Annotated in this window: 27 protein-coding genes and 2 pseudogenes; 17 read left to right on the top strand and 12 right to left on the bottom strand. The window is 59.2% G+C overall.

All coding sequences use genetic code 11. The annotated features are described in order from the left end of the window. Positions 1-58 precede the first annotated feature (58 nt). The 4 genes from QMX85_RS09050 to QMX85_RS09035 form a co-directional block, all read right to left on the bottom strand. Positions 59-241, bottom strand: coding sequence for a hypothetical protein (locus tag QMX85_RS09050; RefSeq protein ID WP_059319052.1), 183 nt, complete (start codon positions 239-241; stop codon positions 59-61). Positions 242-251: 10 nt separating this feature from the next. Further along, a complete protein-coding gene (gene radC / locus QMX85_RS09045) occupies positions 252-749 on the bottom strand; it encodes a DNA repair protein RadC (RefSeq protein ID WP_059319053.1) in 498 nt (165 codons plus the stop codon). Continuing rightward, positions 721-1,671 carry a hypothetical protein gene (locus QMX85_RS09040; RefSeq protein WP_059319054.1) on the bottom strand — a complete coding sequence of 317 codons (951 nt, stop codon included), beginning with the start codon at positions 1,669-1,671 and terminating at the stop codon, positions 721-723. Before QMX85_RS09040 ends, radC begins: the two co-directional genes overlap by 29 nt. A 91-nt stretch (positions 1,672-1,762) precedes the next feature. Beyond that, the gene (locus QMX85_RS09035; RefSeq protein ID WP_059319055.1) at positions 1,763-2,767 is read right to left on the bottom strand and encodes a lambda-exonuclease family protein; all 1,005 of its coding nucleotides are present in this window, start codon (positions 2,765-2,767) and stop codon (positions 1,763-1,765) included. A 156-nt stretch (positions 2,768-2,923) separates the two neighbouring features. On the opposite strand from QMX85_RS09035, the gene QMX85_RS09030 reads away from it, so the two are divergent. Beyond that, on the top strand, positions 2,924-3,154 hold the full coding sequence (locus QMX85_RS09030) for an AbrB/MazE/SpoVT family DNA-binding domain-containing protein (protein ID WP_003285520.1): 231 nt from the start codon (positions 2,924-2,926) through the stop codon (positions 3,152-3,154). Beyond that, a complete protein-coding gene (vapC, locus tag QMX85_RS09025) occupies positions 3,154-3,558 on the top strand; it encodes a tRNA(fMet)-specific endonuclease VapC (RefSeq protein ID WP_009408500.1) in 405 nt (134 codons plus the stop codon). Before QMX85_RS09030 ends, vapC begins: the two co-directional genes overlap by 1 nt. A gap of 86 nt (positions 3,559-3,644) precedes the next feature. On the opposite strand, the gene QMX85_RS09020 is transcribed toward vapC, so the two are convergent. The 3 genes from QMX85_RS09020 to QMX85_RS09010 form a co-directional block, all read right to left on the bottom strand. Next, positions 3,645-4,613 carry a DUF932 domain-containing protein gene (locus QMX85_RS09020; protein ID WP_059319056.1) on the bottom strand — a complete coding sequence of 323 codons (969 nt, stop codon included), beginning with the start codon at positions 4,611-4,613 and terminating at the stop codon, positions 3,645-3,647. A 59-nt stretch (positions 4,614-4,672) separates the two neighbouring features. Continuing rightward, positions 4,673-5,005, bottom strand: coding sequence for a hypothetical protein (locus QMX85_RS09015; protein WP_036992178.1), 333 nt, complete (start codon positions 5,003-5,005; stop codon positions 4,673-4,675). 127 nt (positions 5,006-5,132) lie between these two features. Then, positions 5,133-5,234, bottom strand: a complete 102-nt coding sequence (locus tag QMX85_RS09010) for a hypothetical protein (protein WP_236080466.1) — start codon at positions 5,232-5,234, stop codon at positions 5,133-5,135. A 112-nt stretch (positions 5,235-5,346) separates the two neighbouring features. On the opposite strand from QMX85_RS09010, the pseudogene QMX85_RS09005 reads away from it, so the two are divergent. The 9 genes and pseudogenes from QMX85_RS09005 to QMX85_RS08965 form a co-directional block, all read left to right on the top strand. Continuing rightward, a pseudogene (locus QMX85_RS09005) lies at positions 5,347-5,475 on the top strand (integrase); the annotation flags it as partial. Positions 5,476-5,885: 410 nt separating this feature from the next. Next, positions 5,886-6,926 (top strand): WYL domain-containing protein, encoded by a 1,041-nt coding sequence (locus QMX85_RS09000; RefSeq protein ID WP_282339985.1) that lies wholly within the window; start codon positions 5,886-5,888, stop codon positions 6,924-6,926. Continuing rightward, a complete protein-coding gene (locus tag QMX85_RS08995) occupies positions 6,923-8,485 on the top strand; it encodes a hypothetical protein (protein WP_059319057.1) in 1,563 nt (520 codons plus the stop codon). The genes QMX85_RS09000 and QMX85_RS08995 overlap by 4 nt, the downstream gene beginning before the upstream one ends. A gap of 22 nt (positions 8,486-8,507) precedes the next feature. Continuing rightward, positions 8,508-9,143: a hypothetical protein gene (locus tag QMX85_RS08990; protein WP_059319058.1), complete on the top strand. Its 636-nt coding sequence runs from the start codon at positions 8,508-8,510 to the stop codon at positions 9,141-9,143. Between the two features lie 12 nt (positions 9,144-9,155). Further along, positions 9,156-10,178 (top strand): hypothetical protein, encoded by a 1,023-nt coding sequence (locus QMX85_RS08985; RefSeq protein ID WP_059319059.1) that lies wholly within the window; start codon positions 9,156-9,158, stop codon positions 10,176-10,178. A 53-nt stretch (positions 10,179-10,231) separates the two neighbouring features. Then, a complete protein-coding gene (locus QMX85_RS08980) occupies positions 10,232-10,528 on the top strand; it encodes a YkgJ family cysteine cluster protein (protein ID WP_078463402.1) in 297 nt (98 codons plus the stop codon). 650 nt (positions 10,529-11,178) lie between these two features. Beyond that, positions 11,179-11,439 (top strand): hypothetical protein, encoded by a 261-nt coding sequence (locus QMX85_RS08975; protein ID WP_023127698.1) that lies wholly within the window; start codon positions 11,179-11,181, stop codon positions 11,437-11,439. Between the two features lie 85 nt (positions 11,440-11,524). Further along, positions 11,525-11,797: a CopG family ribbon-helix-helix protein gene (locus QMX85_RS08970; protein WP_023127699.1), complete on the top strand. Its 273-nt coding sequence runs from the start codon at positions 11,525-11,527 to the stop codon at positions 11,795-11,797. Further along, on the top strand, positions 11,785-12,078 hold the full coding sequence (locus QMX85_RS08965; RefSeq protein WP_078463403.1) for a type II toxin-antitoxin system RelE/ParE family toxin: 294 nt from the start codon (positions 11,785-11,787) through the stop codon (positions 12,076-12,078). The genes QMX85_RS08970 and QMX85_RS08965 overlap by 13 nt, the downstream gene beginning before the upstream one ends. Here QMX85_RS08965 and QMX85_RS08960 read toward each other — a convergent pair. Next, positions 12,072-13,481 (bottom strand): site-specific integrase, encoded by a 1,410-nt coding sequence (locus tag QMX85_RS08960; RefSeq protein WP_023127700.1) that lies wholly within the window; start codon positions 13,479-13,481, stop codon positions 12,072-12,074. The two genes, QMX85_RS08965 and QMX85_RS08960, sit on opposite strands and share 7 nt — an antisense overlap. A gap of 1,071 nt (positions 13,482-14,552) precedes the next feature. On the opposite strand from QMX85_RS08960, the gene QMX85_RS23485 reads away from it, so the two are divergent. Next, complete coding sequence (locus QMX85_RS23485) at positions 14,553-14,858, top strand: hypothetical protein (RefSeq protein WP_348775230.1); 306 nt, start codon at positions 14,553-14,555, stop codon at positions 14,856-14,858. A 65-nt stretch (positions 14,859-14,923) separates the two neighbouring features. Beyond that, on the top strand, positions 14,924-15,673 hold the full coding sequence (locus QMX85_RS08955) for a HAMP domain-containing sensor histidine kinase (protein ID WP_348775229.1): 750 nt from the start codon (positions 14,924-14,926) through the stop codon (positions 15,671-15,673). A gap of 87 nt (positions 15,674-15,760) precedes the next feature. Here the strand turns inward: QMX85_RS08955 and QMX85_RS08950 are convergent, their stop codons facing one another. Next, positions 15,761-16,228 (bottom strand): DUF4142 domain-containing protein, encoded by a 468-nt coding sequence (locus QMX85_RS08950; RefSeq protein ID WP_282340043.1) that lies wholly within the window; start codon positions 16,226-16,228, stop codon positions 15,761-15,763. Between the two features lie 316 nt (positions 16,229-16,544). Here QMX85_RS08950 and QMX85_RS08945 point away from each other — a divergent pair. Next, positions 16,545-17,428 (top strand): annotated as a pseudogene (locus QMX85_RS08945) (manganese catalase family protein). 131 nt (positions 17,429-17,559) lie between these two features. Here the strand turns inward: QMX85_RS08945 and QMX85_RS08940 are convergent. After that, a complete protein-coding gene (locus QMX85_RS08940) occupies positions 17,560-17,805 on the bottom strand; it encodes a hypothetical protein (RefSeq protein ID WP_282339975.1) in 246 nt (81 codons plus the stop codon). Between the two features lie 66 nt (positions 17,806-17,871). Between QMX85_RS08940 and QMX85_RS08935 the strand changes: the two genes are divergently transcribed. The 3 genes from QMX85_RS08935 to QMX85_RS08925 are packed head-to-tail and all read left to right on the top strand — an operon-like array spanning position 17,872 to position 20,593. After that, on the top strand, positions 17,872-18,126 hold the full coding sequence (locus QMX85_RS08935; protein WP_282339973.1) for a hypothetical protein: 255 nt from the start codon (positions 17,872-17,874) through the stop codon (positions 18,124-18,126). A 50-nt stretch (positions 18,127-18,176) separates the two neighbouring features. Further along, a complete protein-coding gene (locus QMX85_RS08930) occupies positions 18,177-19,589 on the top strand; it encodes a cytochrome ubiquinol oxidase subunit I (RefSeq protein ID WP_282339972.1) in 1,413 nt (470 codons plus the stop codon). Continuing rightward, positions 19,589-20,593: a cytochrome d ubiquinol oxidase subunit II gene (locus tag QMX85_RS08925; RefSeq protein ID WP_282339971.1), complete on the top strand. Its 1,005-nt coding sequence runs from the start codon at positions 19,589-19,591 to the stop codon at positions 20,591-20,593. The genes QMX85_RS08930 and QMX85_RS08925 overlap by 1 nt, the downstream gene beginning before the upstream one ends. A 90-nt stretch (positions 20,594-20,683) precedes the next feature. Here QMX85_RS08925 and QMX85_RS08920 read toward each other — a convergent pair whose 3' ends face one another. Continuing rightward, a complete protein-coding gene (locus QMX85_RS08920) occupies positions 20,684-22,042 on the bottom strand; it encodes a DUF1329 domain-containing protein (protein WP_282339969.1) in 1,359 nt (452 codons plus the stop codon). A 10-nt stretch (positions 22,043-22,052) separates the two neighbouring features. Further along, complete coding sequence (locus QMX85_RS08915) at positions 22,053-23,828, bottom strand: DUF1302 domain-containing protein (RefSeq protein WP_348775228.1); 1,776 nt, start codon at positions 23,826-23,828, stop codon at positions 22,053-22,055. Positions 23,829-23,854: the final 26 nt, after the last annotated feature.

The raw sequence follows: 23,854 nt of genomic DNA, 5'->3' as shown, positions 1-23,854 counted from the left end.
AAAGTTGGCCGGATGATTGCGGACGGTTAGCCGTGGCTACCCGTCCTGGTTAAGCTTCTTATTCTAGGACCTTTTGAGATGACTTCTGTAGTCGACTGAGAAGCCAGCAAGCGACAAGCACAGCGATCAGCAATGGCGGAAAACGCACCATCAGAATCACCAGCAGCAATAGCGCCAGGCAGCCTGCCAGGATCCCGGCAAACATAAATACCGAGGCAACAGTCCGTAACAGCAGTTTCATTGGAACCTCCTTACAGGTAGCCCAGTTCTGCCAGTGACACGCAGCCTTCGTTCCCCACCACAACGTGATCGAGCGTTCTAACTCCGACCAGATTCAGCGCGTCCTGCAGTTTTGTGGTGAGATTGCGATCCGCCATGCTGGGCTCAGGGTCTCCCGAAGGGTGGTTGTGCACCAGGATCAGGGCAGCGGCGTTGTGCTCCAGGGCGAGCTTCACGACCTCCCGTGGGTAGACGCTGGCGCTATCCAGCGTGCCGCGAAACACTTCCTCAAATGCGATCACTCGGTGCCGGCTGTCGAGCATGAGCAGTGCGAACACCTCGTGCTCATAATCAGCCAGCAGCGCCTGCAGGTGACTGAATACCTCCTTCGGCGATGTCAGGGCTCGTCCTTTGCGCAGGCGCAGATTGGCCAGTTGCCTGGCCATCAGTAGGATGTCGTTTTCCGTCACCGGCGAATCGACCAAGTAGGTGCCGGTCGTGTCACTGGCTTTCAGCTTGTGCAGGCGCATGGCGGCCTCCTTGGTTTTGGTCAGTGGGTGGGGTTTGACGTGCAGCCTGTGCATCGAGCTTTTCAGCCAGGCTGGGTTTGGTGGGGTTGAGTTGAGACATTGTTGGTACAGCAGTTGCTTCACCCTCGGGGTAGAACTCATCGACGATGGCGCCGACATCCTCCTCGCTGTCCTCGAACGCACCGTTGCCGAAGCCGCGTCGTGCCGCCTCATCCAAAGCGGCCTGATTGAAGCCTGCAGCCTGACGTCGTGAATCGAGTTCATTGGCTGTCACCAATGCTTCGGCCATTTCCATGCCACCGCGTACCGTCAGGTCGGCGTAGAAGATCGGCGTGCCATGACTCTGGCGTGTCGACTTGCCACGCAGACGTAGTTCCAGTGGCAGGCAGGCCAGGCGGTTGCCCGAGATGGCCTGGAAGTAATGCAGGCGCGCGGCGAGGGTGCGGATGCTGTTGAAGCCGGTGGTGCGGAACACGAAGCTGCCCAGCGGATCCTCATCGCCAATGACCACGTTCAGTCGGCCGTAGGGCTTGCAGGCACCGCCTCTGGCCAGCGGACAGGCATCCGGCGAAGGGCAGGGCAACGACTGCATACCGTCCTGAGTGACCCGCTTGCAGGTCTCGCCATTGCCGACGCAGACGGGGCGTCCGGATTGTCGGTCGAACAGCGTGTAGTCTGCTCGGAAATTCAGCTCCGGTTCGTTGAACAGCAGGCGTACCGGAATGCTGCGCAGCTTGTCGTCCTTGCCCTGACGTAGCTCGTCATTGAGCGGGTGCAGCAGCCAGCCGTCCTTACCCTGCACCTGGGATGTGATGGTGAATTGGTCATCCTTCTCCGGCAGCCGTTTGCCGTTCTTCTCGATGACCTTACCGATGGAAATCCGCCCGAGTACCGGTGGAGTGATAGCCAGACCTTTGAGCATGGTAATTCTCCTGGAAATGAAAAAAGGCCAGCCACGCAGTGGGAACTGCATGGACTGGCCAAGGGGAGGGAAGGGATGAATGAGGTTGGTTTCAGCCGACCAGGAAGCGCCGTGCACCCGGTTTCAGCAGTGGGTATTTGGCCTGCAGGTAGGGCTTGTCCTTGAGCAGTTGAGCGACATCGAGGCCGATGCTGTCCTTGGCTTTGCGCCAGCTGACATGGCCGCTGGAAAACTCCGCTCTGCTGGCATCGCCCATGGCCTGCTGCAGCATCTGCTTTAGCTCAGCCTCGCGTTTTTCCTTGTCGGCAATCGACTGACGAACAGCCCTCAGCTCGACGTAAGCCGCGCTGAGCCCGGCATGCTGGGTGAAGTCGACGACTTGGCCGTTGTCCTCCGGGTAGAGGCAGCGCAGTGCTGACTCTGCCGAAGCGGTGCCATCAGCCGGTGGCGGCGTATCAGTCTCCACGTAGTGCCAGAACTGGCGCTCCAGCTCGATCAGGCGAGCGATCATCTGCTCATCCCGCTCGATGCGGTGGATCTCCAGCGTCTGACCACCCAGCAGTACCGCCACATCCGCCGCCTGCTTGCCGGTGACGGCGAGCTGGTGCATCACCTGCAGTTGCACATACTCGGGTACGCCCTCTTTCCAGAGGCGTGCGCCGTTTATGCCGGCGGTCTTGCATTCGAGGATTTGCACGCCATCGGCCCCGATCACCTCGCGGTCGATGTTGGCCAGCATCCAGGGCAGCTCCGGATCCGGATGCTGCAGTACGGCGTTGATGCGCCGTACCTTGTTCTTCGTGCGCTTGCTGTAATGCCAGGCCACGATGGGCTCCAGCACGTTGCCCCAGTACATCGGGCTTTCCTCATCGTGCGGGTCGGCCTTGGGCAATGTGGTGTCGCGGCCGGTTTTTTCCATCCACAACTCCAGCTGCGATTTATACGGATTGAGGCCGACGGCTGCGCCGGCATCCGAGCTGCCGATGCCTTGCTTGCGGATCTGCAGCCAGTCCTCACGGGGCAATTCCTTGGTGCTGATCAGGCGTAGGGCTGGGCGGGGTTTGCTGGGGCTGCGGTTCAATGAAGTGGCTTTCATCATGTTTCTCCTGCAGGCATAAAAACGCCCAGCCAGCACAAGGCTGACCGGGCGGTTATGGTGGTAGGTGGATGGCTAGTTGGGGATATGCCGTTGACATATCCCGCTTGATTGGCACAATGGGCTATACGCAAGGCATATCCCCAGGAGGTTTCCATGGAACAAGGTGCAGTTTTTCAGAGCAACCGCAGTCAGGCGGTGCGTTTGCCCAAGGCGGTTGCGCTGCCTGAGGATGTGAAGCGGGTGGATGTAGTGGTAGTTGGTCGAGCCCGAATCATCACGCCGGCAGGCGAGGCCTGGGACGTCTGGTTCGATGGCGAAGGTGTGACCGCTGACTACATGGCGGATCGCGAGCAACCTGCAGATCAAGAGCGGGATGCGTTCTGATGCTGAAGTACATGCTTGATACCAACATCTGCATTTTCACGATCAAGAATCGCCCTGAGCAGGTGCGGGAAGCCTTCAAGCGCCATTCAGGCCAGCTGAGCATCAGCACTGTCACCCTGATGGAGCTTATTTACGGCGCCGAGAAGTCCGCTAATCCCGAGCGTAATCTGGCGGACGTTGAAGGTTTCGCTGCGCGCCTGGAAGTACTGCCTTACGACGCTCAGGCAGCGGCTCATTCCGGGCAATTGCGAGCTGAGCTGGCTCGTATCGGCAAGCCTATTGGCCCGTATGATCAGATGATTGCAGGACACGCACGTGCCCAGGGACTGATTCTGGTCACGAATAATCTTCGTGAGTTTGAGCGAGTTCCAGGTTTGCGCGTCGAGGATTGGGTGAACGCCTGAGTAAGGGCGATCATTTAACGCAGATGAGCTGAACAACCCCTGATCACCCTTGTGGCGATCAGGGGTTGTGTTTATGCCGCATCAGCTTAAGCAGCGAGCTGCAACGCTGCGTCCAAGGCGCGTTGCTTTATCTGGGCGCCCTGGCCGAACCAGGCAGAGTCGAGACGGTATTCCGTGCTGCGTGCCCGGCGCTCGTGATCGACGTACTCAGTCACGGCATTGAGCAGACCCCAGGCGGTGCCGCGTGCCGAGTCGAGCTGACTGCCTCGGCCACGGCCTTCGTACAGCTCCTGAACTTTGCGCAGAGCGCGCTCGTTCGGCAGCTGTTCAGGAAGCGGACCGGTCGGGCTGGTCTCACACATCACGTTCATAAAGAAGCCCAGTGCCTCATGCCACTGCACCTTGCGTTCAGCCAGGTGGCGCATGCGGTACATGAAGTCGTCCCATTGCGAGACGGCTATGCCGAGCTGATTCTTCACCAGCTCACCATCGAAGCGGGTGCTGTGCGGCACCTTGATCGCACGGCTGGTGCCGTCCAGGGCGATGGTGAGGGTGTTGTTGCAGACCACGCGAATGGTGGTGGGCGTTGCCGTGGTGGCCAGAGTACCGTCGCAGGAAGTGGCCAACAGTAGGTAGCCATTCACCTGGTCGTTACCCTTGAGTGCAGCGCCCTGGCCGGTGCGTGCCAGCGCCCAGAACTTGCGCCCGCCCTTGAGCACGCCAGCGGTTTCCAGCTCGTAGCCGGAGACCTCGGTCAGATCGCGGTAGAACTCCAGCACCTCACGAGGCTGGACGGTGTGATAACGCTGCGAGACCACTGACAGCGGTGCCTTGGTGTCCGAACGATAGAGCACTTTCTGTTCCGGGAACGAATGGATCGCGCCCAGGTGGCCAATGGCGTCCGATTTGAAGTGCACAGGGCTTTCCAGGATCTGCCAGTCCATGCCGGCTTCGCGTTGCCAGACTTCGATGGGCTGTTTCTGCGGCAGGTTGTTGCCCAGACCGTGCCACGGGGTAGCGCCAGCGTAAGCCATGGTTTCGACGAGATGAGCCATTACAATACTCCTTCTACGTATGTATACGTAATAACGTTTCGTTTATCGGCGCGATGAATTCAACGCTCATTTTGTGTAAAGGCAGTGCCGCAGTGATGGCACTCATAGTTGTCGAGTACGTGAGAGTCAAACTCTTCACCCATCTTAGCGCCGGCCAGCCCCCCGGCAGTTCCACCTGCCAGGCCGCCCAGAATCGCGCCAGCCAGGCTACCCAGCGTAATACCCACGGGGCCAGCGAAAGCACCTATAAGCGCGCCGCTTTTTGCGCCAGCCATAGCGCCTGCTGCTCCGCTCGCCGTGCCGCCAACAGCACCAATAGCGCCCCCGACTTTCCGACCATGATTGCGCGCTACAACTCGAAGAGAACCGCAGGAAGGACAGCAAATACTCATCATTCAGACTCCTGTTCAAAAGAGGATACCCAGAGGTAGAAACGAGCCTTTCGTGCTCGTCTTCCTGTGGGTAATACAGGTCTGAAATATTTTTGAATCCAATAGCGTTAACGCTGGAAGAGTACCTCTATCGATCTAGTTGGCCTTGCGGCCAATAGCTCAGACACCGAGTGTTGCAGGCGGGTGATAGCAGTTCTCTTCGCATGATCCACTCTGCTGGTTTAGCAATGCGTCCAGGCTGCAGTGTCCCTCGACCCCAACGATGTTGATTCCATCCAGAGTACTCATCAGCTGTTCGGATTTCACGGGGGGGCGCTCAGGGGGAAACAGATCCGTCGTGTATTCATTTTTCGACAGAGTGTAGCCATCAACCCTGGAACAAAGGAGATATAGTCGGGCAGAAAGCCCCAGTCCGAGTGAGAAACATCTGGGTGATCTGGGGGAGGCTGCAAATCTCCAAGAGAACCCGAGTGCATGACATGAATCGAGGCGGGCCAGTTTGGACATCGGTTAGCTGCCAGCGACAGGATTTGACGTCACGGCTTGGTAATGTCTCCTCCATCCGAATGACAGAAGGAGGCGCGACACATGCGTAAGGCCCTGACTCATTGTTGCCACCGCTGTGATTGGCACCAGACTTCGGTAATCAGCGACGCGAAAAGTTCACAGCAAGAGAGCTTCGATCATTGCCCCAGGTGTCGCTCCCCCGAGCTCTTTATGCGCCAGGCCACCCGTCTGGAGACTCTCGTGGCTAGTGCCGCTCGCTTGGGCACAGCTAATACCTATCGCGGTATGGCAAATTGATATTAAACTGTGTAGGTTCGCCATATAAGTGGCGCCAAAAAAAGTAACTCTATTTCAGTATGACAAGGAAGTAGCTATGTCCGAAGCGAAGGACACGCTCCTCAGGCTCATTGCCCTATTACGCCTGATTCCCCGAGAGCCAGGCCGCATTGCGACCACAACCCTGCTGGAGAAGCTCAAGGATGATGGTTTCTCGGTAAGCCTGCGCACTGTCCAGCGCGACCTTGATCGGCTTTCCATTCCGTTTGCCCTGCTGCGCGACGAAAGCTCCCCGTCATTTCGCTGGAGCCTATCGGACAAAGCGCCCATTGATCTGTCGGCCATGGATACCCCCACTGCACTGGCGCTGTACCTCGCGGAAAGCCACCTCCAGTCCCTGCTCCCTCAGAGCGTGCTGGATCAGCTTGGACCACAGTTTCGTATGGCGCGCGATTATCTCGATAATCTGGAAAATAACGGTCTGGCGCACTGGGCACGCAAGGTTCGGGCGATCCCCAATGGCAAGTCACTACAATCCGCAAAGATCGACACACATGTCTGGAACCAGACCTCTACCGCCCTGGTAGAGCGTAAGCTGCAGATCAGCTATTTGAGCCGCAGCAAAGCCGAGTTGAAGAAACTGCTAATCCACCCCGCAGGCTTAGTTTCACGCCACTCCATCAGCTACCTGATTGGTAGTGTCGAAGGCTATGACGACCTGCGCCAGTTTGCACTGCATCGAATCCAGCAGGCTGAGCGCCTAGATATTCCGGCCCGATCTCGCGTCGACTTCGAGATTGACCACTACATTCGAAACGATCTCAACAGCGCAGCCCCTATCAAACAGGTGGAGCTGATTGCCGACGTCTCTCCGCAGATTGCCTGGCTGCTCGGGGAAACCCCTCTGAGCACGCAGCAGAGTTTGGAGGCTCTGGGGGGCAGCGATTGGAAACGCCTGCGCGCCTTGGTACCGGAAAACCAAGAAACGCTTTGGTGGCTGTTCGGGCTGGGTGAGAGCATTCACGTGCATGAGCCCAAACGGTGGGTAGACGCAATCAAAGAAAAACTGACCAAAATGGGCAGGCTGTATATGCAGGCCACCATTACCGATAGAGAAACCTGCAAGGAGGCTCTATGAAGTCCCGCAACACTCTTACACCCTCCTCAAGCGACAGCGCGCAAGACGACAGCAGATACGAAATCAAGCGGGATATAAGCAACACAGCAACTGCACTTTCCACGAGTGAAACCGTAAGCCGCTATGGCAGTGCCAGTGCCGAGTACGTCAAAGCCTATACCGGAGTCGACAATGAAGCCGGGAAAGTGCTGAGCAAGGGCTTGAAAGGCATCAACCAGGAAAATACGGGCGTCAAACAGCGGGCGGGTTGGGCGGGCGAAGTGGCGAGCACCAGTCGTGACAACGCTGAGGCGATCATCAGCAAATCGCCTGAGCGCACGATTCGCAGCGATGACTTGAAGCATTACGGTATTGAGACCGACTCAAAGTACCGCGAAGCGGTGGATCGCGTCCGCGTGGATGAAAACGGCAAGATCATTTACGAAGCCCAGACAAAGTTGGAAGCCAGCGGAAACAGAGTTGCCAACCAGGTGAGCCATGAAGATCACAAGTACAGTAAATATTTCGGTAAGAAGCTGGAACTGCCCAGCGAACAGGTCGAAGACGCCAAGACCTACTGCCGCAATCGTGCGGAAAACTTAAGAAAACACGCACTACAGGCTGAGCAGAAAGGAAAACCGGAGCTCGCCGAAAAATTCCGCGAGCGCGCCGACAGGTTCGACCAGCTTGCTGAAGAAGACATCGTTGACCTTGGGATTACGACCGAGCAGGCCATCGACTACGCAGAAAAGCCGCTGCGCGAGACGATGAAAGATATCGCTCGCACCAGCCACCGGGCAGGTATTGAGGGAGCGAAGTACGGCGCTGTCATCGGTGGCGTAATTTCGTTGTTGACCAACGCGTTCAATGTTGCTCAAGACAAAAAACAGTTGGGTGAAGCTGCCCAGGATGTGGCCCTCGATACAGCTAAAGCCGGCGCACTTGGATACACCACCGCTTTCGCAGGCTCCGCGCTCAAAGGTGGCATGCAACAATCGAGCAACCAAACCCTGCGCACCCTGTCTGGCACCAATGCCCCAGCGCTGGCCGTCACTATCTGCCTGTCGCTGGGCAGCTCCGTCAAACGCTACGTCACTGGCGAAATCAGTGAAGCGCAACTGCTGAGCGAAGTAGGGGAAAAAGGCGCAGGCATGCTCTCCGGCAGCATGATGGCCGCACTGGGGCAACTCGCCATTCCCGTACCATTCGTCGGCGCCGCCGTGGGTGGATTGATCGGCTACGCCCTTTCCTCATTCTTCTATCAGAGCGCGCTGGACGCGGCGCGTGGCGTGGAGCTTTCGCGCCAGCAGCTGGAGCGCGTCAGGGCCATTGAGTCCGCGGCCCGCGACCGCATTGCCGATGAGCAGGCGGCCCTGGACACCTTTACCCGCCACGAAATCCCCCAATTGCGCCAGGAAACCCAACGCCTGTTCGACATCGTATCGAACAGCACCAGCAACGTTGACGGCCTGGCAGCTGCCATCAATGAGTACGCCACGCTGCTGGGGAAACAGCTGCAATTCCAATCTATGTCGGAGTTTGAGGACTTCATGAACTCCGACCAGCCACTGATCCTGTAACGAGAAAGCGAGAACCTACCTCATGCTCATCAAGATGCTGCCGGAACCTGAAAAGAAGCTTCTGCTCGATTTGATCCAACTGCTGGCACTTTCCGACAACCCGATACTCTGGGATGGAAAGAAGTACGACGAGCTGACGTCAGACACCGACCTGAGCAATCTCTCTATTCAGGCAGATGAACAGGAGAGCGAATTGATTGCAGACCTAGAGCGCTCTGCCGGCCAGTCCGTACGCAGGGAGTCGAGCATCTTTGGCTCAAGCCTTTCATCATCTGTCGGAGCGCTTCTTGCCCAGAGTATGGCAGTGGGAGCCCTAACAGGGAGATCGAGCGTCGAGACAGATCTGATAGAAGAACTCAAGAAGTTTCCGATCCACAAGATGGAACTACCGGAAACTCGCGTTGCCGCCGCACAAACCGTATTGGCCCAACTTCTGGAAGGTCAATCGGCGACACGACCAGAACCCCCAAAAATCATGCTGTTCGAGATGATTTTGGTTGCGCTGCGTGACGGGTCCATCTCGTCTATCGAGCGCGAGTTGCTCAAGGCATTTCAACACCACTATCAAATTGCAGACTTCATCTTCGAAGACCTACTAGATCGTGCCGAAGCCCTGAACAGCGAAGTCAGCAAAATCATAGCCCTCGTCCTAGAGTAAAAGGAGAAATCCATGCCCATTCCTCTCATCATCGGCGCGGCCGCCGCAGCAGCTGGCCTCTACGGTGCAGCCAAAGGTGTAAGCGGCGCGATCGACCACAGCAATGCCAAGAGCCTTAACAATGACGCCAGCGCCATGGTTAATGCTGCCAACCAGAAGGTTGACAGTTGCCGTAAGAATACCAATGAAGCTCTGGAAAACTACGGACAGCGCAAGCTACGCGTCTTTAACGGAGTCGTAGCGGACTTTCTCACCATCTTTGGTCGCCTGAAAAATGTGGAACTCATCCAGACACCCGAACTGGAAAAACTAAATGCCGGCGATTTCTCGACTACAGCCCTGACTGGTTTGCGCCAAGACTATCAAGCACTCAAGGATGCAGGGCTTGGCCTGGGAGCAGGTATGGGTAGTGGGGCAGCACTAGCCTTCGGCGCTTACAATGGAACCATGCTGCTTGCCACTGCCAGTACAGGCACAGCTATTTCTTCGCTCGGAGGAGTTGCAGCTACCAATGCCACGCTGGCCTGGCTAGGCGGGGGCTCCCTTGCAACCGGTGGCTACGGTATGGCCGGCGGCATGATGGTTCTCGGCGGGATCGTCGCTGGCCCCGCTTTGGCTATCTTCGGGCACATCGTGGGGAATAAGGGGGAAGCGGCTCTAAATAATGCGCGTAGTAATCTGGAGCAAGCTAAAACTATTAGTGATCAGGCTGAGCTGATGGCAGGTAAGCTTCAGGCTATTGAGCAGGTTACATTGCTTGCCAATAAAACTCTCTCCGAGATCACCTCGCATTTGCGCTTTGCTACACGCGACATGCGAATCACAATTGAAGAGCACGGAGAAAATTTCCAAGATTTCTCCATGGAAAGCAAACAAATTGTTTTTCGTTCAGTTAAATACGCGCAGCTGATTAAAGCCATGATAGATACAGCTATTCTTGATCAAGATGGCAATCTGGTTCTCTCTACTGAGAAGCGAGTGCGAGATATTTCTTTAGTCTCAAGCGGCCAAAAAAACTCCTTGGATACTCCATAAAAGTGAAAGAAGGCCCTGGCGAGCCTTCCTCTTTTCACGGCTGTAGAACGCTCATGACATGCCCTAAGAGCTTTCCCTGTACCCAATGTGGTCTGTGTTGTCAGCACGTTCACCTGGCTCAAGAAACCCAATTTCTTGATCGTGGTGACGGCACCTGCCGTCACTACGACTCAGCAAACAAAGGCTGCAGCATTTACGCTCAACGTCCGGACATTTGCCGGGTAGATAGGCAGTATGCACTTCGCTATACCAGGCAATTTACGTGGAACGAATTCGTTGCTCTGAATCTTCAGGCCTGTGAACTCTTGCAGGCTCAACAGAAAGAGACTTCTGAGTCCGAGAAGTCATAGACACTCAATGCCGCGACATCTTCTGTCGCTATTGCGACCAATAAACGGCGCTTGCTAGTCAAGCCAACGGCAATTGATAACAATTGCCTCGGCCTAACTCCAAACGGAACCTTATCGTCAGAATATTTATACCTCCTATTGTCTTCGATCGATCTGACTAGGTATCAAGCAGGGACTTCTGTGCCTGCGCTTAGTCAAGGTGTCTTAGCCGACATCATCGTGGGGGTTAGTGAAAGTGAGATGGTTCAATCGATGGGGCTCTGATTGGGACACAGGCGCTGTTTTGCAATCGAACTCTGAATTTAAGATTCGGAGCTCAGATAGCTGGTACTTCAGGCATTGGCTGATAGCCGACGTCCTTCATCGGGGCAAAAAATAAGGTTCTTCGCGGACTCTGGGGGAAGAGTAAGTTGACAGGCAGGGAAGTGGGTAGATTGGCAGTCGCCAAACACACCAACTCCCACACCCTGCTGTCGCCGTGCATCCTATTGATCTTGCCAGACCATATGTGCGGACTACATCGCTGGAAAGGTCATAAGTGAAAAGTGAACCTGCCTATAGGGAAACTCTGATTTATTCGCGCAGCCCCGGCCGTTCCGTGACCGCGCTCCGCTTGCGATAATCGCATGCCTGCCCAACGAGCCGCCGCCATGCAATCGAGCTTTTACGACCTCGAGTACGCCGCCAAGAAGAAGCTGACCCGCCGTGACCGCTTCCTCGCCGAGATCGATGCCGTCACGCCCTGGGCTGCGTTGGCCGCCGTGCTGGACCTTTTTACCCCAAGGGTAAGGGGCCGCGGTCTGCCACCGATCGGTCTTGAACGCATGCTGCGTATGTATAAGTGGGGTGATGCAACAGCTCGTACCAAGAAGCTGAATATGGTGAACCTTGTCGAACCTCCATCATCGTAATCTGTTTGTGAGCAACGGATAGACAGCTTTTACGACGGCTGCTACCTTATTAAAAGGTAATACCTTTAGATAAAGAGGGCTAACCATGGCCACTTCAATCAAAATTGATGACGAGCTAAAAGGTCGCATTCAGCAGTTGGCGAGCCAACGCCAGCGCTCGTCTCACTGGATCATGCGCGAGGCGATCACCCAGTACGTCGAGCGTGAGGAGGCCCGTGAGAGCTTCAAGCAGGAAGCCCTCGCATCGTGGGCGGCGTATCAGGAAACCGGAAGGCATTTGACCAGCCAAGAAGCACGGACCTGGCTCGGTAGCTGGGGTACAGATACTGAGGTAGAGCTTCCCAAGTGCCACGATTGATTGTTACTGAAGGCGCGGCGAAGGGCTTGGAGCGTTGCCGGCGATTCCTCTCAGATAAAGATCCGCAGGTCGCGCGCCGTGCTGCACAGGCAATCGAGCGCCAATTCGCTCGATTGGAGAAAAGTCCGGAGGTAGGGCGTCCATTTCCAGATCTGCCGGAGCTGCGTGAGCTCATCATCGAGTTTGGAGACTCAGGTTACGTAGCGTTGTACCGCTATGAGCGTGCAGATGACACCGCCTATGTCTTGGCCTTTCGCCATCAAAAAGAAGCTGGCTACTGAGGCTTGACAGCAGCTACCGGGATCCCGGCAAGAATCGACTCTAACTTCTCGCCCAACAAGCGCCAGGCTTCGGTTTTTTCCTTGGCGTAATCGTGGTGCAGGTAATGTCGACGGACCTTCGAGCCGCCCAGCAGATGGTTCTGGCAGCGGTCGATTATTTCCAGCGTTACACCCAGCTCCTGCATCATCGTCGCGCCTGTTCGGCGCAGGTCATGCGGGGTCCATTCCCCCTTGGTTCCCTTGCTCAGTACCAGTGAGTCGTCATGATGCCGGCCGGCCAGTGGCTTGCTGCGGTTCTTGAATCGACACTGGCGGTCTCCGATGAGCTTGCTGACAGTCTTGGTATCAACGTTGCTTCGACCATCCTTGCTGGGGAAGCAGAACGGCGAATCGCCGGTTTCTTTCTTAAGGCGTTTAAACTGCGCAACGGAAAACGCTGACAGGAACACATGGTGATCCTGGCGCTTGCCTTTATGGCCTTTGGTGGCCTCGGCCGGGATGAACCAAGTCCCCTTCTCCAGATCCACGAAGCGCCATTCGGCCTTAAGCAACTCGCCGATTCGGCAGAGTGTGCTCAGGCAGATCCACAGCGCGCACTGGACGCGCGTATTGACCGGGCGAATGCCTGAATACTTCTGGCCAGCAGGAAGCTCTTCGTAGTCTCTCTCCAGGCGTTCGAGGATGTCACGCAGCTCGCGAATCTCGTCGGGGGAGAGAAGGCGGTCCCGTTGTTCTTCATAATCGTGATCGAGCAGCTTGCTAACATCTATAAGGTCGGCTGGATTGCCGTCAGTCATCAGGCCTCGCCAGGGTTTGCGTTTCTCACCCCAGCGCAACATCTGGCCAATGTCGTTGTTGCGGATAACGACGGTGCGGTTTAGGCCACGGGCTTTGATTGAGCGCAGCACTGCGAGCAGATCCTTTTCAGTCAGGTTGCGCAGTGGTTTCTTGCCAATCAGCGGTAGGACATCTTTCTTGAAGCTGCGGATCAGTTCGGCATTGCCATCCTGGCGGGAGACGCCGTCGCGAATCCATTCGTCGAAGAGGTCTGCCACCGTCTTGTTTTCGGCCGCTTGGCGTTCGGCTTCGGCGATGGTCGCTGCGACTGCCGCTTGAGCTTCGATCTTGGCAGCTTTGCGAGCAGCGGTTGGATCGATTCCTTTTGCGGCCGTCGCCCTAACCTCATCACGTTCGGCACGAATCTGAGCAAGAGACTTCTTTGGCCAACTGCCCAGGCTTTGATCGCGTTTCAGTCCGTCTTGTTTGAATTCGTAGCGGAACTGCACTGTTACACCACGGACGCCTGCGCGAACCCTGGCAACCAGCCCGCCGTCCTCCCGAAGGATTCTGCCGTCATCGGCTGAAGTGAGTGCCTCTAGCTGCTTCGCCGTCAACCTTGCCACTTTCTACCCCTTGCCTAATTCGGTTGTCTTGAATTTTACCCCACTTTTACCCCACCGAATCGCTTGGCTGGTGGTGGACAGCATTGGACGCTATGGGACGACAGAATAGCCTGTAAGGCCCGTATTTGCTAGGATTCGTGAGTCTATGAGAGTCCGTGGTGATCTACAGAAATCCACCAAAAAAGCGCATGGGGTGCAAGGGGTCGAGTGTTCGAATCACTCCGTCCCGACCAAATAACTCCACGATTTAGGCCAGCTCAGAGATGAGCTGGCCTTTTTTGTTTCAGGGACTTTTGCAGGAATTTTCATCCTGTCGTCCTCGTCCTCGTTTGTCCTGGCGAGCCCGTCGCCGATATCTTATTGGTGGCGTCGATCGTTCCAACTCGTCGCACTTCCATCTCGGCTGGACTACCTCCCGTCTGGAGAGCGGCAGGTGACTTTGCAGGGTGCCATCCGACGCAGATGGTGAGCGCAGTTCGAAAAGCAGCGATCGCTTTTCCCTCGAAAGCGGTTAGGGCGTTCGCCTAGAACACATGTCGTCCAGCCTGCTGATCATCGGTACCGTGTCCAGCCAGGGTACTTATGCCGTCACACACTTTCGGGCGCACAGGTCGAAAGTGACTTCTTCGGGACGACGTCCGCTGTCCTTTGTTTATACCGGGCTTCATTCGTCTTGCCGGTCGATGTTCCGCCTTGTCCTTGATGTATGGAGCGAGCAACCCGTCATCGACGTGGGTGAGCGGTAGGTGGCCGATGTAGGGGGCCAGCCGCTTTAGGTGGATGGCGGCCAGATTGATCGGCGGGAAGTCGCCTACCTGACCGCCACGCTTTTCACCGGGCGAAGCGCTGATGCTAGGTGCAGAGACCGCTACAACGGCCTCCTGCAATCGGCGCGGACATGGACCGGCCTGATCTGAAGCGCGAGTTTCAGCCCATCGACCTTTCGCTAAACCCCGTTGCCGGCCCGGAAACCTTTCTCCCTCCGGAGGCTGTCTATTATGGTCTTGGGTGTGCTCGGCAACCTGCTCAACTCGCAATCCTTCGCGGTGGCAACCTGTCATGAGGACGACTATGCGGCTTGCAGATTTCATTCTGAAAGATATGGAAAGGATCATAGAGGCTTGGGTCGATTTCGCGCGGACGGTAGACGTTCCTCAGGCCCCGCTGGGGCAGGTTGAGTTGAGGGACCACGCTGAGGGGATCCTTCGCACCGTCGCTCTGGATATGCAATCGCCCCAGACGAGCCGGCAGCAGCAGGACAAGTCGCGCGGCCTGGGTCCCGCCACGGCTCAGGATGCGTTCTCCAAGACCCATGCCGTGATGCGCCATATCTCGGGATTCAGCCTGGACAAATGGTGTCCGAGTACCGGGCGCTGAGGTCCAGCGTCCTGCGTCTATGGTTGGCCCAGGGGCACGCCGGCGAGGCGCACGAGCTCGGCGATATGGTGCGCTTCAACGAAGCCATAGATCAGGCGCTGATCGAGTCGATTTCAGCCTATGAGCAATCCGTCGAAGTCACCCGCAAGATGGTGCTGGGCGTGTTGGGGCATGACATTCGGACACCCTTGGGAGCCGCCCTGCTGGGCGCCCAGATGTTGAGAAGGGGAACCTCCACCGATCGGGAGATGAAGATAACGGATCAGATAATTTCAAGCGTGGAGCGGGCCAATCAGATGGTCGAAAGCCTGCTCGATCTTGCCCGTGTGAACTTCGGTGGCGGTATCCCGATTCAGAGGGAGGCGGGCGACCTCAAGGCCATCTACGCGGCGCTGGTGGCCGAGCTCCGCTCCCGTTATCCGCAATCGCGGATCGTCCACCACGCAGCGGGCGAGATGGTGGGTGATTTTGATCCTGTACGGATGGGGCAGGTTTTTTCGAAGCTGATCGGGAATGCGGTGCAGCACGGCGATCCCCGGAAGGCAATCACCGTAAGCCTGGAACGTGCCGGCAGTAACGCCCGATTCAGTGTGCATAACCATGGCGAGCCGATTCCAACCGACGCGATGTCCCACCTGTTCTCACCGCGGGGGCGTTACTCCAGATACGCCTCCGGCCAGCAGGTCGCGTCGGGCGGACTTGGTCTGGGGCTGTTCATCGCCAACGAAATCGTCACTGCCCATGGCGGGACCATCGAGGTCCAGTCCACTCGCGAGTCCGGCACTGTGTTTTACGCGTCCATACCGCTCGGCTAATCCCATGATGATTAGCGCAGTAAAAAGGGGCCGTCGGCCCCTTTCTTTTGCGTCAGGACGGCCGCTCCATCGCCGCCTTCCGCGACGTTATTCCTTGTGCGCGTCGCCACCATGGGCCGCGGAGAGGTCCTTCGCCATTTTCAGATGGCCCTCTAGCTTCGGCAGGGTGGTCTTGGCGAACGCCTTCAGAACGGCGTCTTCACCTTTTTCCGCCTGCTCGCGGAACAGCTCGATGGTCTGCTCGTGGGCAACGACCTGGTTGTTGGCGTATGCCTTGTCGAAGGACTCGCCGTCGCGAAGCTTGAGGATCAGCTCCTTGGCCTTACTCATCAGTTCCGCATCGTCGGCCACTTCCAGCTTTTTCTCTGCGGCCAGTGCCTTGAGCTTGGCGTTGGCGGCGGTGTGATCGTCGATCATCTGCTGGGCGAATTTCTTCACGTCGGCGGATTGCCCTTTTTCAAGGGCGAGCTTGCCGCCTTCGATTTCGGCGATGCCTTTAGCAGACGCGTCGTCCACGAAGTCCGAGGCATTCGAGGCGAAAGTCTGGAAGCTCATCACGGTAAGCAGTGTGCTGCAGGCAATTGCGAGCGCGCTCTTCTTCATGATCATTTGTTGTTCTCCATTGCTGGTTGCCGTGCGCGAAAGCGGCACCGGTCTCTTACCGACTCCCGCGCCTCCATGCATGTTCCGCCGGAATGACCAAGTGTGGGAATGCGCCGCGCCGTAAGCCGGTATTGGTGTTTTCGTGACCGTTCAGCGGTGTCGATGAACATTCGTACCACCGCGCACTTCCGCTTAAGGCGGGTACTGCCCGCCTGGAATTCAGGAGTGCTCGTGAAGGACCGCGCAAATAACCGTGTGAGGAAAAGCTATGTTCGTACACAACAAACGGCTGCAATACACCGTGGGCGTAGCCGCACCTAATCCGGAGTTGGCAAAGCTGCTCTTCGAGCAATTCGGCGGTCCCCAGGGCGAGTTGTCGGCAGCAATGCGTTATTTCACTCAGGGGCTCGCCGAAGACGATGCCGGGCGTAAGGACCTGTTCCTGGATATCGCAACCGAGGAGCTTAGCCATCTCGAAATCATTGGTTCGATTGTGGGCATGTTGAACAAAGGCGCCAAAGGCCAGTTGGCAGAGGCCGTGGAGTAGGAAGCGGATCTCTACTGCTCGCTGACCGGCGGCGGCAACGATTCACACATCACCTCGCTGCTTTACGGCGGCGGCCCGGCGCTGGTCAACTCCGCGGGTGTGCCCTGGACCGCGGCCTACATCGACTCCATCGGCGAGCCCACGTCCGATCTGCGCTCCAACATCGCCGCCGAAGCGCGCGGGCCAAGATCGTCTACCAGCGACTGATCAATGTGACCGACGACCCCGGCATCAAGGACGCGCTGATGTTTCTGATGACGCGCGAACTGGCGCACCAGAAATCGTTCGAGAAAGCGCTGCACTCGATCCAGTCGAACTTCCCGCAAGGCAGGCTTCCGGGGATGCCCCCGTTTACCGACGTCTACTTCAACATGTCCCAAGGCGAGGCGGATCGCCGTGGCCCGTGGAACATGGGCGATGAGTGGGAATACGTGGAATCGCCTGAGCCGGCGGTGGACGGCGGCGACGGCGATGCCGTGGTCGACATGCCTGCTGCGGATGCGAAGGTGGCCCTGCAGATGGCGCAGCGGACGATGTCCGATGCGGCCTCCGACCCTCTGACGGGCGCCGACCTCGGTTCAGGGAAAACCATCAAGCCCGAGTGACGCCGTGATCCGGCCCCTTCGGCAGAGGTCGATGGGGCCTTTTTTTTTCGAATTGCAAAGCAGCCAGATCGTTATCGCCCAGCGGTGACGAAGACTACGGAATGTAGAGGGAGTGCGACCGTGGAGAACTATCACTTCAACAAGACCGAGGTCGTTGGGAACTGATCAAGGAGAGTGCGGCGCGCCTCGAAGACGGCTTCGATGAAGGTGAAAATCGTGAAGCTCGCCGGTGAGTTCCTGGCGGATAAAACCGCTTCGGTGAGATTCACCGGCAGGATGGCGTCATCGAAGAGGAACGGACCTATCCACGCGGCGCCGACCCCGCAAGCGGCAAAGGCTGAGTGGGCGCATCGATCCGCGCGCTGGATGGGGATCATCCAGTGAACTAGCGGGTTTGGAAAAGCCCTAATGGAGGTAGGCTCCACTCATATAAGAAGATCGCCATGAAACCGGCTGCCGAACAATCCCTCGAAACGCTGCGCCAGGCGCTGCAACCCCTCACCGCGGAGTTCGTCGTCAGGGGGCGCATGGTCGAGGTACGTGTGCACGACGGGCCTGATATCGAGCCCTACGTCGTGCTTCTCCCGCTGAGCAAGCTGGAGAACATGCGAGGAATCAGCCAGGTGGTGCTCGAGGCGCGCCAGCATCTGGCCGTCTCGATGGCGCGGAGCAGGCAACGCGCTGCTTCCGACGACTAGCCGAAGAACCGCGCGCCGACATCGGCCGCCAGGCCTGCGGAGCTCATCGAATGACCTGGACCGCGCTGGAGCTGGCGCGACTGCAGTTCGCCTTTAGCGTCTCCTTCCACATCGTACTGGCGGGCTTCACCATCGGCCTGGCGCTCTTCCTTTGCCTGATGGAAGCGCTATGGCTCTGGAAACGGCAGCAACGCTTCTGGATCACCTATCAATACTGGCTCAAGGTCTACGCGCTCAACGTCGCGGTGGGAATCGTCTCGGGCGTGGTGCTGGAATACGAATTCGGCAGCAACTGGAGCGTCCTGGCCGCCCGCGCCGGCGCGGTGATCGGCCCGCTGATGTATTACGAGGTTCTCGCGGCGTTCTTCCTGGAGGCCGGCTTTCTCGGAATCATGCTGTTCGGCGCGAAAAAGGTTGGCCCGCGCCTGCATTTCTTCGCCACCTGCATGGTCGCGCTCGGCTCGCTGTTCAGCGCTTTCTGGATTCTCTCGGCGAACTCCTGGATGCATACGCCTGCCGGTTTCACCATCGACCCACAGGGTCGTTTCATCCCGACCGACTGGCTCGCGGTCATCTTCAACCCGTCGTTCCCGTATCGCTTCGCCCACATGTTGCTGGCGACGATCCTGGGCACAGCCTGCATGGTCGGCGCGGCTGGCGCCTGGCACCTGCTGCGCGACGTGAACAACTCCAGCGCACGGCTGATGTTTTCCTGCGGGTTGTGGGTGCTGCTGGTGGGCGGATTGCTACAGGTGATCGCCGGCGACCTGCATGGGCAGAACACGCTTCGCCACCAGCCGCAGAAGGTAGCGGCGATGGAGGGAAGCTGGCGGCGTCCGGCAGCGGGCGAGGGGCAGCCGCTGGTGTTGTTCGGCCTGCCGGACCCCGAGACCCGGAGCAACCATTATCAGCTGGCGATTCCGCACTTCGGCTCGCTGTACCTGCGGCACGATTGGCACGGCACCATCAAAAGCCTGGCGGAATTCCCGGCCGGCGAGATTCCCCACGTGCCCACGGTGTTCTTCGCTTTTCGCCTGATGGTCGGCGTGGGACTGCTGATGATCGCGGTCGGGATCGCCGGGCTGCTGCTGCGTAGGCGCGGTCGGCTCTACCGCTCGCGACGGCTACAGTGGGCCAGCGTCGCCATCGCCCCCGCGGGTTTCGTCGCCCTCTTGGCCGGCTGGGTGGTGACCGAAAGCGGCCGCCAGCCGTACACCGTGTATGGGCTGCTGAGGACGGCCGACAGCCTCTCCCCGGTGCCCTATGAAATGGTCGCGGCGTCCACGCTGGCGCTCGTGCTTGTGTACGCCGGTGTGTTCGGCATCGGTATGTTCTACCTGTTTCGCACGCTACGGCGTGCGCCGGAATGCGGTGAGCAGGGCCCTGCCAGCGAACTCGCGGAGCGTACCGGCCGCGGCGGGATGCCGGGGCGTTCGGCCGCGGATCTGGAAGGGCAGGGCTGATGTTCGCGGCACAAACAATGAGCCTGCTGGCGGCCGCGTCGATCGCCTTCGCCTTTCTCTGTTATGTCCTGCTGGATGGTACCGACCTCGGGGTCGGCATGTTGATCTGCTGTCCCGCCGACGAGCGCGACAGGCAGACCCTGGCCTACAGCATCCTGCCGTTATGGGATGGCAACGAAACCTGGCTGGTGCTCGGCGCGGGCGCTTTGCTCGCCATGTTTCCCCAGGCCTATGCCGGCTTTCTAAGCGCGCTCTACGCTCCGCTCTTCATCATGTTGCTGGCCCTTGCACTGCGCGGTTTCGCCCTGGAGTTCCGCGATCACTTCAGCGCGCCGCGGCAGCGTATCGCCGACCGGCTGCTGTGCGGCGCTTCTCTGGCGGTGGCCGCGAGCCAGGGCGTTTGCCTGGGAACGCTGATCCAGGGGTTGTCGCCGATCCACGCTGGCGACGAGTTATGGCGCTGGCTCGGGGCCTTTCCCCTGTGCTGCGGCCTGGCGATGGTGTGCGTCGACCTGTGGCTGGGAAGCGGCTGGCTGATCTGGCGAACCGAGGGCGCGACGCGGGCGCTGGGGTGGCGTCTGGCGCGTCCGTTGGCGCTGGGCGGCATCCTTCTTTCGGCTGTCGTGCTGTGGTGGATGCTGCAGGGGGACGGTCCGGCGCGCTGGCCGGCGATGCGGGGGCTGTGCGTTTTCGGCGGGGCGTGCCTGCTGGTGACGGCTGCGGCCAGCCTGCTGTTCTTTCGGTTGCGTCGCGGCACGGTGGACTGGGCGCCGCTGTTCGTCACGCTGCTCTGGGTGACATCCGGCTTCCTGCTGGGGTCGTCCCTGTTCGTCGAAGCGATGATCGAGCCGGACTCGAGGTTTCAGCAGATGGCGAGCTCGCCCGTTAGCCAGGGCTTCGTCCTGCTGGGCTTCGCGCTGTTGGTACCGCTCACGCTGGCCTACAGCACCTATTCATTCTGGACCTTCCGCGGAAAGGTTCGCCGCTCTCGACTGCCGCGCTGAGCGGGCGCCCGCCTTGATCGTGTCCCAGGCCGGCGAAGGGTGCCGGCCGGGGACGCGGGGGAGCGGGGGAGCGGAAGCCCGCGCGAGGCGTCAGCGAATGCCCATGGAGCGCAACGCTGCCGGGGTGAAGTCCGAGGACTTGGCCTTGAGGCCGAACTGGTAGGCGTTCTTGGTCTGGTTGAACACGTAGTTGGCCAGGTAGCGCCCGGATAGCAGGTCGTAGGTCAGTTCGCCGGCGGAGATCTGCGTCTGCACGTCATACAGCGGCAGCACGTGGTTTTCCGATACGCGCCAGAGGTTGCCACGGTTGTCGTAGTGGTCGGCCTCGACGATGGTCCAGCTGTCTTCGTCGATGAACAGGTGGCGCTTGGAATACACGTGTCGCTGACCTGGCTTCAGGGTGGCGATGACTTCCCAGACGCGGTGCAGCTCGTAACGGGTCTTGTCCTGGTTGATGTGGCCGGGGGTGACCAGGTCGTCGTAGCGCACGTTCGGGTCCGCGAGGCGGAAGCTGTTGTAGGGGATGTACAGCTCCTTCTTGCCGACCAGTTGCCAGTCGTAGCGATTGGGCGAACCGTTGAACATGTCGGTCTGGTCGGTGGTGCGCAGATTGCCCGGCCCGGGGCTGTCGTAGGCGACCTGGGGCGCACGGCGCACACGGCGCTGGCCGGCGTTGTACTGCCAGGCCATGCGCGGTTCCTTCACCTGGTCGAGGGTTTCGTGCACCAGCAGCACGCTGCCCACGTCGCGCGCGGGGGCGATGTTTTCCGAGGTGAAGTAGTAGAGGACGTTGCCCGCTTTCGACGGATCGTAGTCCAGCAGCTGTTCGCTGTAGGCCAGGCGGTCGCGCTCGGTCTTCCACGAATAGGTGCCGTTCGGGGTGGTCATGAGGGCGGTGGTTTCGCGCTCGAAGCTGCCGCCGCGGTAACGCGTGATGTGGTTCCAGACTACCTCCAGGCCATTTTGCGGAATGGCGAACGCCAGCGGGCTGCGGTAGTCGGTCAGGCCGTTGCCGTCTGCCACCAGCTGGGTGCTGGCGGCATTCTTGCGGATCGTCTCGTAGGTGGACTGCGGCCAGGCGATGCTGCGATGGCTGGGGTACACCGGCATCTTGTAGGTGTCCGGGTAGCGGGCGAACAGCGCCTGCTGGCCGGGGCTGAGCTGGGCGCGGTACTGGTCGAGGTTCTTCGCGGTGATGGTGAACAGCGGCTGCTCTTTGGCGAAGGGGTCTTCGCGGAAGCCGTCGACCACTTTGCCGGCGTCCTTGGGCAGGCCACCGGTCCAGGCCGGGATGGTGCCGGCGGCGTTGCCGGCCTGTTCGGCGCCCACGGGCGTCAGGCGCTGGCCCAGTTCGGCGATCTTGGCGGCATCCACCGCGGCGAAGCAGGGTTCGGCCAGCAGCGGCAGGCTGGCCAGTGCGGCATAGAACATCGTTGTTTTTATGGGCATGGGGAAATCCTCAGAACGTGACGCCGAAACTGGCGCTCAGGAAGTCTCTGTCGACGAGGGTGTTGTAATCGCCGCCGAAGTAGTCGGTGTAACTCAGGCTGGCTTCGTAGTTGTTCAGGTACTTGGCGCTCAGGCCGATGCTGATGGCCTTGCTGCCCTCGTTGAAGGTCGGCCCGTAGCCGTCCACATCGTGGGAGAAGGCCAGGCTTGGCGTCAGGTCCAGGCCACCGATCACACCGTTGTAGGCGAGGCTGCCGCGCAGCCGATAGCCCCAGGAGTTGCGGGTGAAGTAGCCGTTGCTGTTGCAGTACTCGGGGCGCGCGCTGAGCAGCGTGCGGCACAGGTCTTCGCCATTGTTGCCGTAGTACTCGCCGGTGCCGTACGGGCTGGCGCGGCCGAGGCGCAGCGCGCCGGCCTTGCCCTCGGAGATGCCGGAGAGGTGGTTGTAGCCGGCTTCGCCGACCAGGGTCAGACGGCTGGCGCCGAGGATCTGGTCGAAGGTCTGGGCGACGCTGAGCTGTGCCTGGGTCATCGGCTTGCGCACGTAGCCGTGGATGGTGTCGCCCGGGATGCCCGAATTGGGAATCACGCTGGGCACCACCGGGTCCAGCCGCAGGGTGGCGTAGATCAGGTCGTCGAAAGCCAGCGGCATGTTCGGGCGATAGCTCAGTTCACCTTCCACCGACGCACTGCCGATGTTGGTGTTGAAGCTCATGCCGTACAGGCGAATGTCTTCCGGGTACTCGAGGAAGTAGGTGCCCGTGGGCGCGCCGAAGGCGGGGCTGGTGAACGGGTCGGCGGTGACCATGGTGGAACTGCCCACCGGTGTGCGGCTGTGGTAGTTCAGGTAGTAGGCGCTCACTTCGGTATCGTTGAGCCCGGGCAGCAGCCAGCGCAGGGCCACGCCGAACTGGCCGCTGTCGCGCGCATCGCGGTCGCCGCCGCGCGGCAGGTAGAGGGTGTTGCCATTGAGGCCGGAGTTGTCCGACTCGCCTGGTGCCTGGTCGGAGCCGCTGAGCACGTAGCGGTCGTTGCAGCCGTCCGCGGCGATGTCGGAACTGGCGAAGAAGGTGCCGCAGTTGTCCGCCACCGACTGGTCCCATTCCAACTGGTAGAAGGCCTCGACGCTGACCGCATCGTTCAGCGTCTGCTGCAGGTACAGCATGTTCACCGGCAGCAGGCCTTCCTTGAGCTCCGAGCCGGGTCGGCGCAGGGCGTTGGCGTCCAGCGGGTTGATCACGTTGATGCCGCCGCCGATGAAGGTGCTGCCACCCCAGCTGACCACCTGCTTGCCGACGCGGAACGAGCCGGGAAGATCGGCGATCTGGTAGTTGTGATAGAAGAACGCGTCGAGAAGATCGATGCCGGAGGACTGCGCGCCGCGCTTGCGGCCCTTGTCCTGGATGTCGTAGAGATCCTGGTGTTCGTCCTTCAGTTCGAAGTCGTACCAGTACTTGCCGCGCACGAATACACCCGAGTCGCCGTACTTCAGCTCCAGGTCGTGGCTGCCCTTGAAGATCTTGGAAAAGGTGTCGTGCTTCTTGAAGTTCAGCCGGCCGTCGTCGGTGGTGCGAGATTCGCCCTTGCCGCCGTTGGCCACGCCGATGAAGTCCGGGTCCGGCGAGCGCATCGCCCAACTGGCCCCGATGGACAGCGAGGAGTCCAGCTTTCCCTCGACCTCGCCAAGATTGAAACTCACCGCCTGTGCGCCGGCCATGTAGCCTGCGGTTGCCACTGCCAGGACGGCGGCGCCCGGCAAGCCGGACCGCTTGATGGTTGCTTTCACGTCTGTTCACCTTTTCTTGTTATTGG

The sequence above is a fragment of the Pseudomonas sp. PS02288 genome, from assembly GCF_029959715.1.
GTDB lineage: Bacteria > Pseudomonadota > Gammaproteobacteria > Pseudomonadales > Pseudomonadaceae > Pseudomonas_O > Pseudomonas_O kuykendallii.
This window is presented reverse-complemented; position numbering and strand designations above follow the sequence as displayed.

Bases quoted from the DNA above. Each gene is read 5' to 3' on its own strand.
- QMX85_RS09050 (WP_059319052.1), bottom strand. From the start codon at position 241: ATGAAACTGCTGTTACGGACTGTTGCCTCGGTATTTATGTTTGCCGGG.
- radC (WP_059319053.1), bottom strand. From the start codon at position 749: ATGCGCCTGCACAAGCTGAAAGCCAGTGACACGACCGGCACCTACTTG.
- QMX85_RS09040 (WP_059319054.1), bottom strand. From the start codon at position 1,671: ATGCTCAAAGGTCTGGCTATCACTCCACCGGTACTCGGGCGGATTTCC.
- QMX85_RS09035 (WP_059319055.1), bottom strand. From the start codon at position 2,767: ATGAAAGCCACTTCATTGAACCGCAGCCCCAGCAAACCCCGCCCAGCC.
- QMX85_RS09030 (WP_003285520.1), top strand. From the start codon at position 2,924: ATGGAACAAGGTGCAGTTTTTCAGAGCAACCGCAGTCAGGCGGTGCGT.
- vapC (WP_009408500.1), top strand. From the start codon at position 3,154: ATGCTGAAGTACATGCTTGATACCAACATCTGCATTTTCACGATCAAG.
- QMX85_RS09020 (WP_059319056.1), bottom strand. From the start codon at position 4,613: ATGGCTCATCTCGTCGAAACCATGGCTTACGCTGGCGCTACCCCGTGG.
- QMX85_RS09015 (WP_036992178.1), bottom strand. From the start codon at position 5,005: ATGAGTATTTGCTGTCCTTCCTGCGGTTCTCTTCGAGTTGTAGCGCGC.
- QMX85_RS09000 (WP_282339985.1), top strand. From the start codon at position 5,886: ATGTCCGAAGCGAAGGACACGCTCCTCAGGCTCATTGCCCTATTACGC.
- QMX85_RS08995 (WP_059319057.1), top strand. From the start codon at position 6,923: ATGAAGTCCCGCAACACTCTTACACCCTCCTCAAGCGACAGCGCGCAA.
- QMX85_RS08990 (WP_059319058.1), top strand. From the start codon at position 8,508: ATGCTCATCAAGATGCTGCCGGAACCTGAAAAGAAGCTTCTGCTCGAT.
- QMX85_RS08985 (WP_059319059.1), top strand. From the start codon at position 9,156: ATGCCCATTCCTCTCATCATCGGCGCGGCCGCCGCAGCAGCTGGCCTC.
- QMX85_RS08980 (WP_078463402.1), top strand. From the start codon at position 10,232: ATGACATGCCCTAAGAGCTTTCCCTGTACCCAATGTGGTCTGTGTTGT.
- QMX85_RS08975 (WP_023127698.1), top strand. From the start codon at position 11,179: ATGCAATCGAGCTTTTACGACCTCGAGTACGCCGCCAAGAAGAAGCTG.
- QMX85_RS08970 (WP_023127699.1), top strand. From the start codon at position 11,525: ATGGCCACTTCAATCAAAATTGATGACGAGCTAAAAGGTCGCATTCAG.
- QMX85_RS23485 (WP_348775230.1), top strand. From the start codon at position 14,553: ATGCGGCTTGCAGATTTCATTCTGAAAGATATGGAAAGGATCATAGAG.
- QMX85_RS08955 (WP_348775229.1), top strand. From the start codon at position 14,924: ATGGTGCGCTTCAACGAAGCCATAGATCAGGCGCTGATCGAGTCGATT.
- QMX85_RS08950 (WP_282340043.1), bottom strand. From the start codon at position 16,228: ATGAGCTTCCAGACTTTCGCCTCGAATGCCTCGGACTTCGTGGACGAC.
- QMX85_RS08940 (WP_282339975.1), bottom strand. From the start codon at position 17,805: ATGATCCCCATCCAGCGCGCGGATCGATGCGCCCACTCAGCCTTTGCC.
- QMX85_RS08935 (WP_282339973.1), top strand. From the start codon at position 17,872: ATGAAACCGGCTGCCGAACAATCCCTCGAAACGCTGCGCCAGGCGCTG.
- QMX85_RS08930 (WP_282339972.1), top strand. From the start codon at position 18,177: ATGACCTGGACCGCGCTGGAGCTGGCGCGACTGCAGTTCGCCTTTAGC.
- QMX85_RS08925 (WP_282339971.1), top strand. From the start codon at position 19,589: ATGTTCGCGGCACAAACAATGAGCCTGCTGGCGGCCGCGTCGATCGCC.
- QMX85_RS08920 (WP_282339969.1), bottom strand. From the start codon at position 22,042: ATGCCCATAAAAACAACGATGTTCTATGCCGCACTGGCCAGCCTGCCG.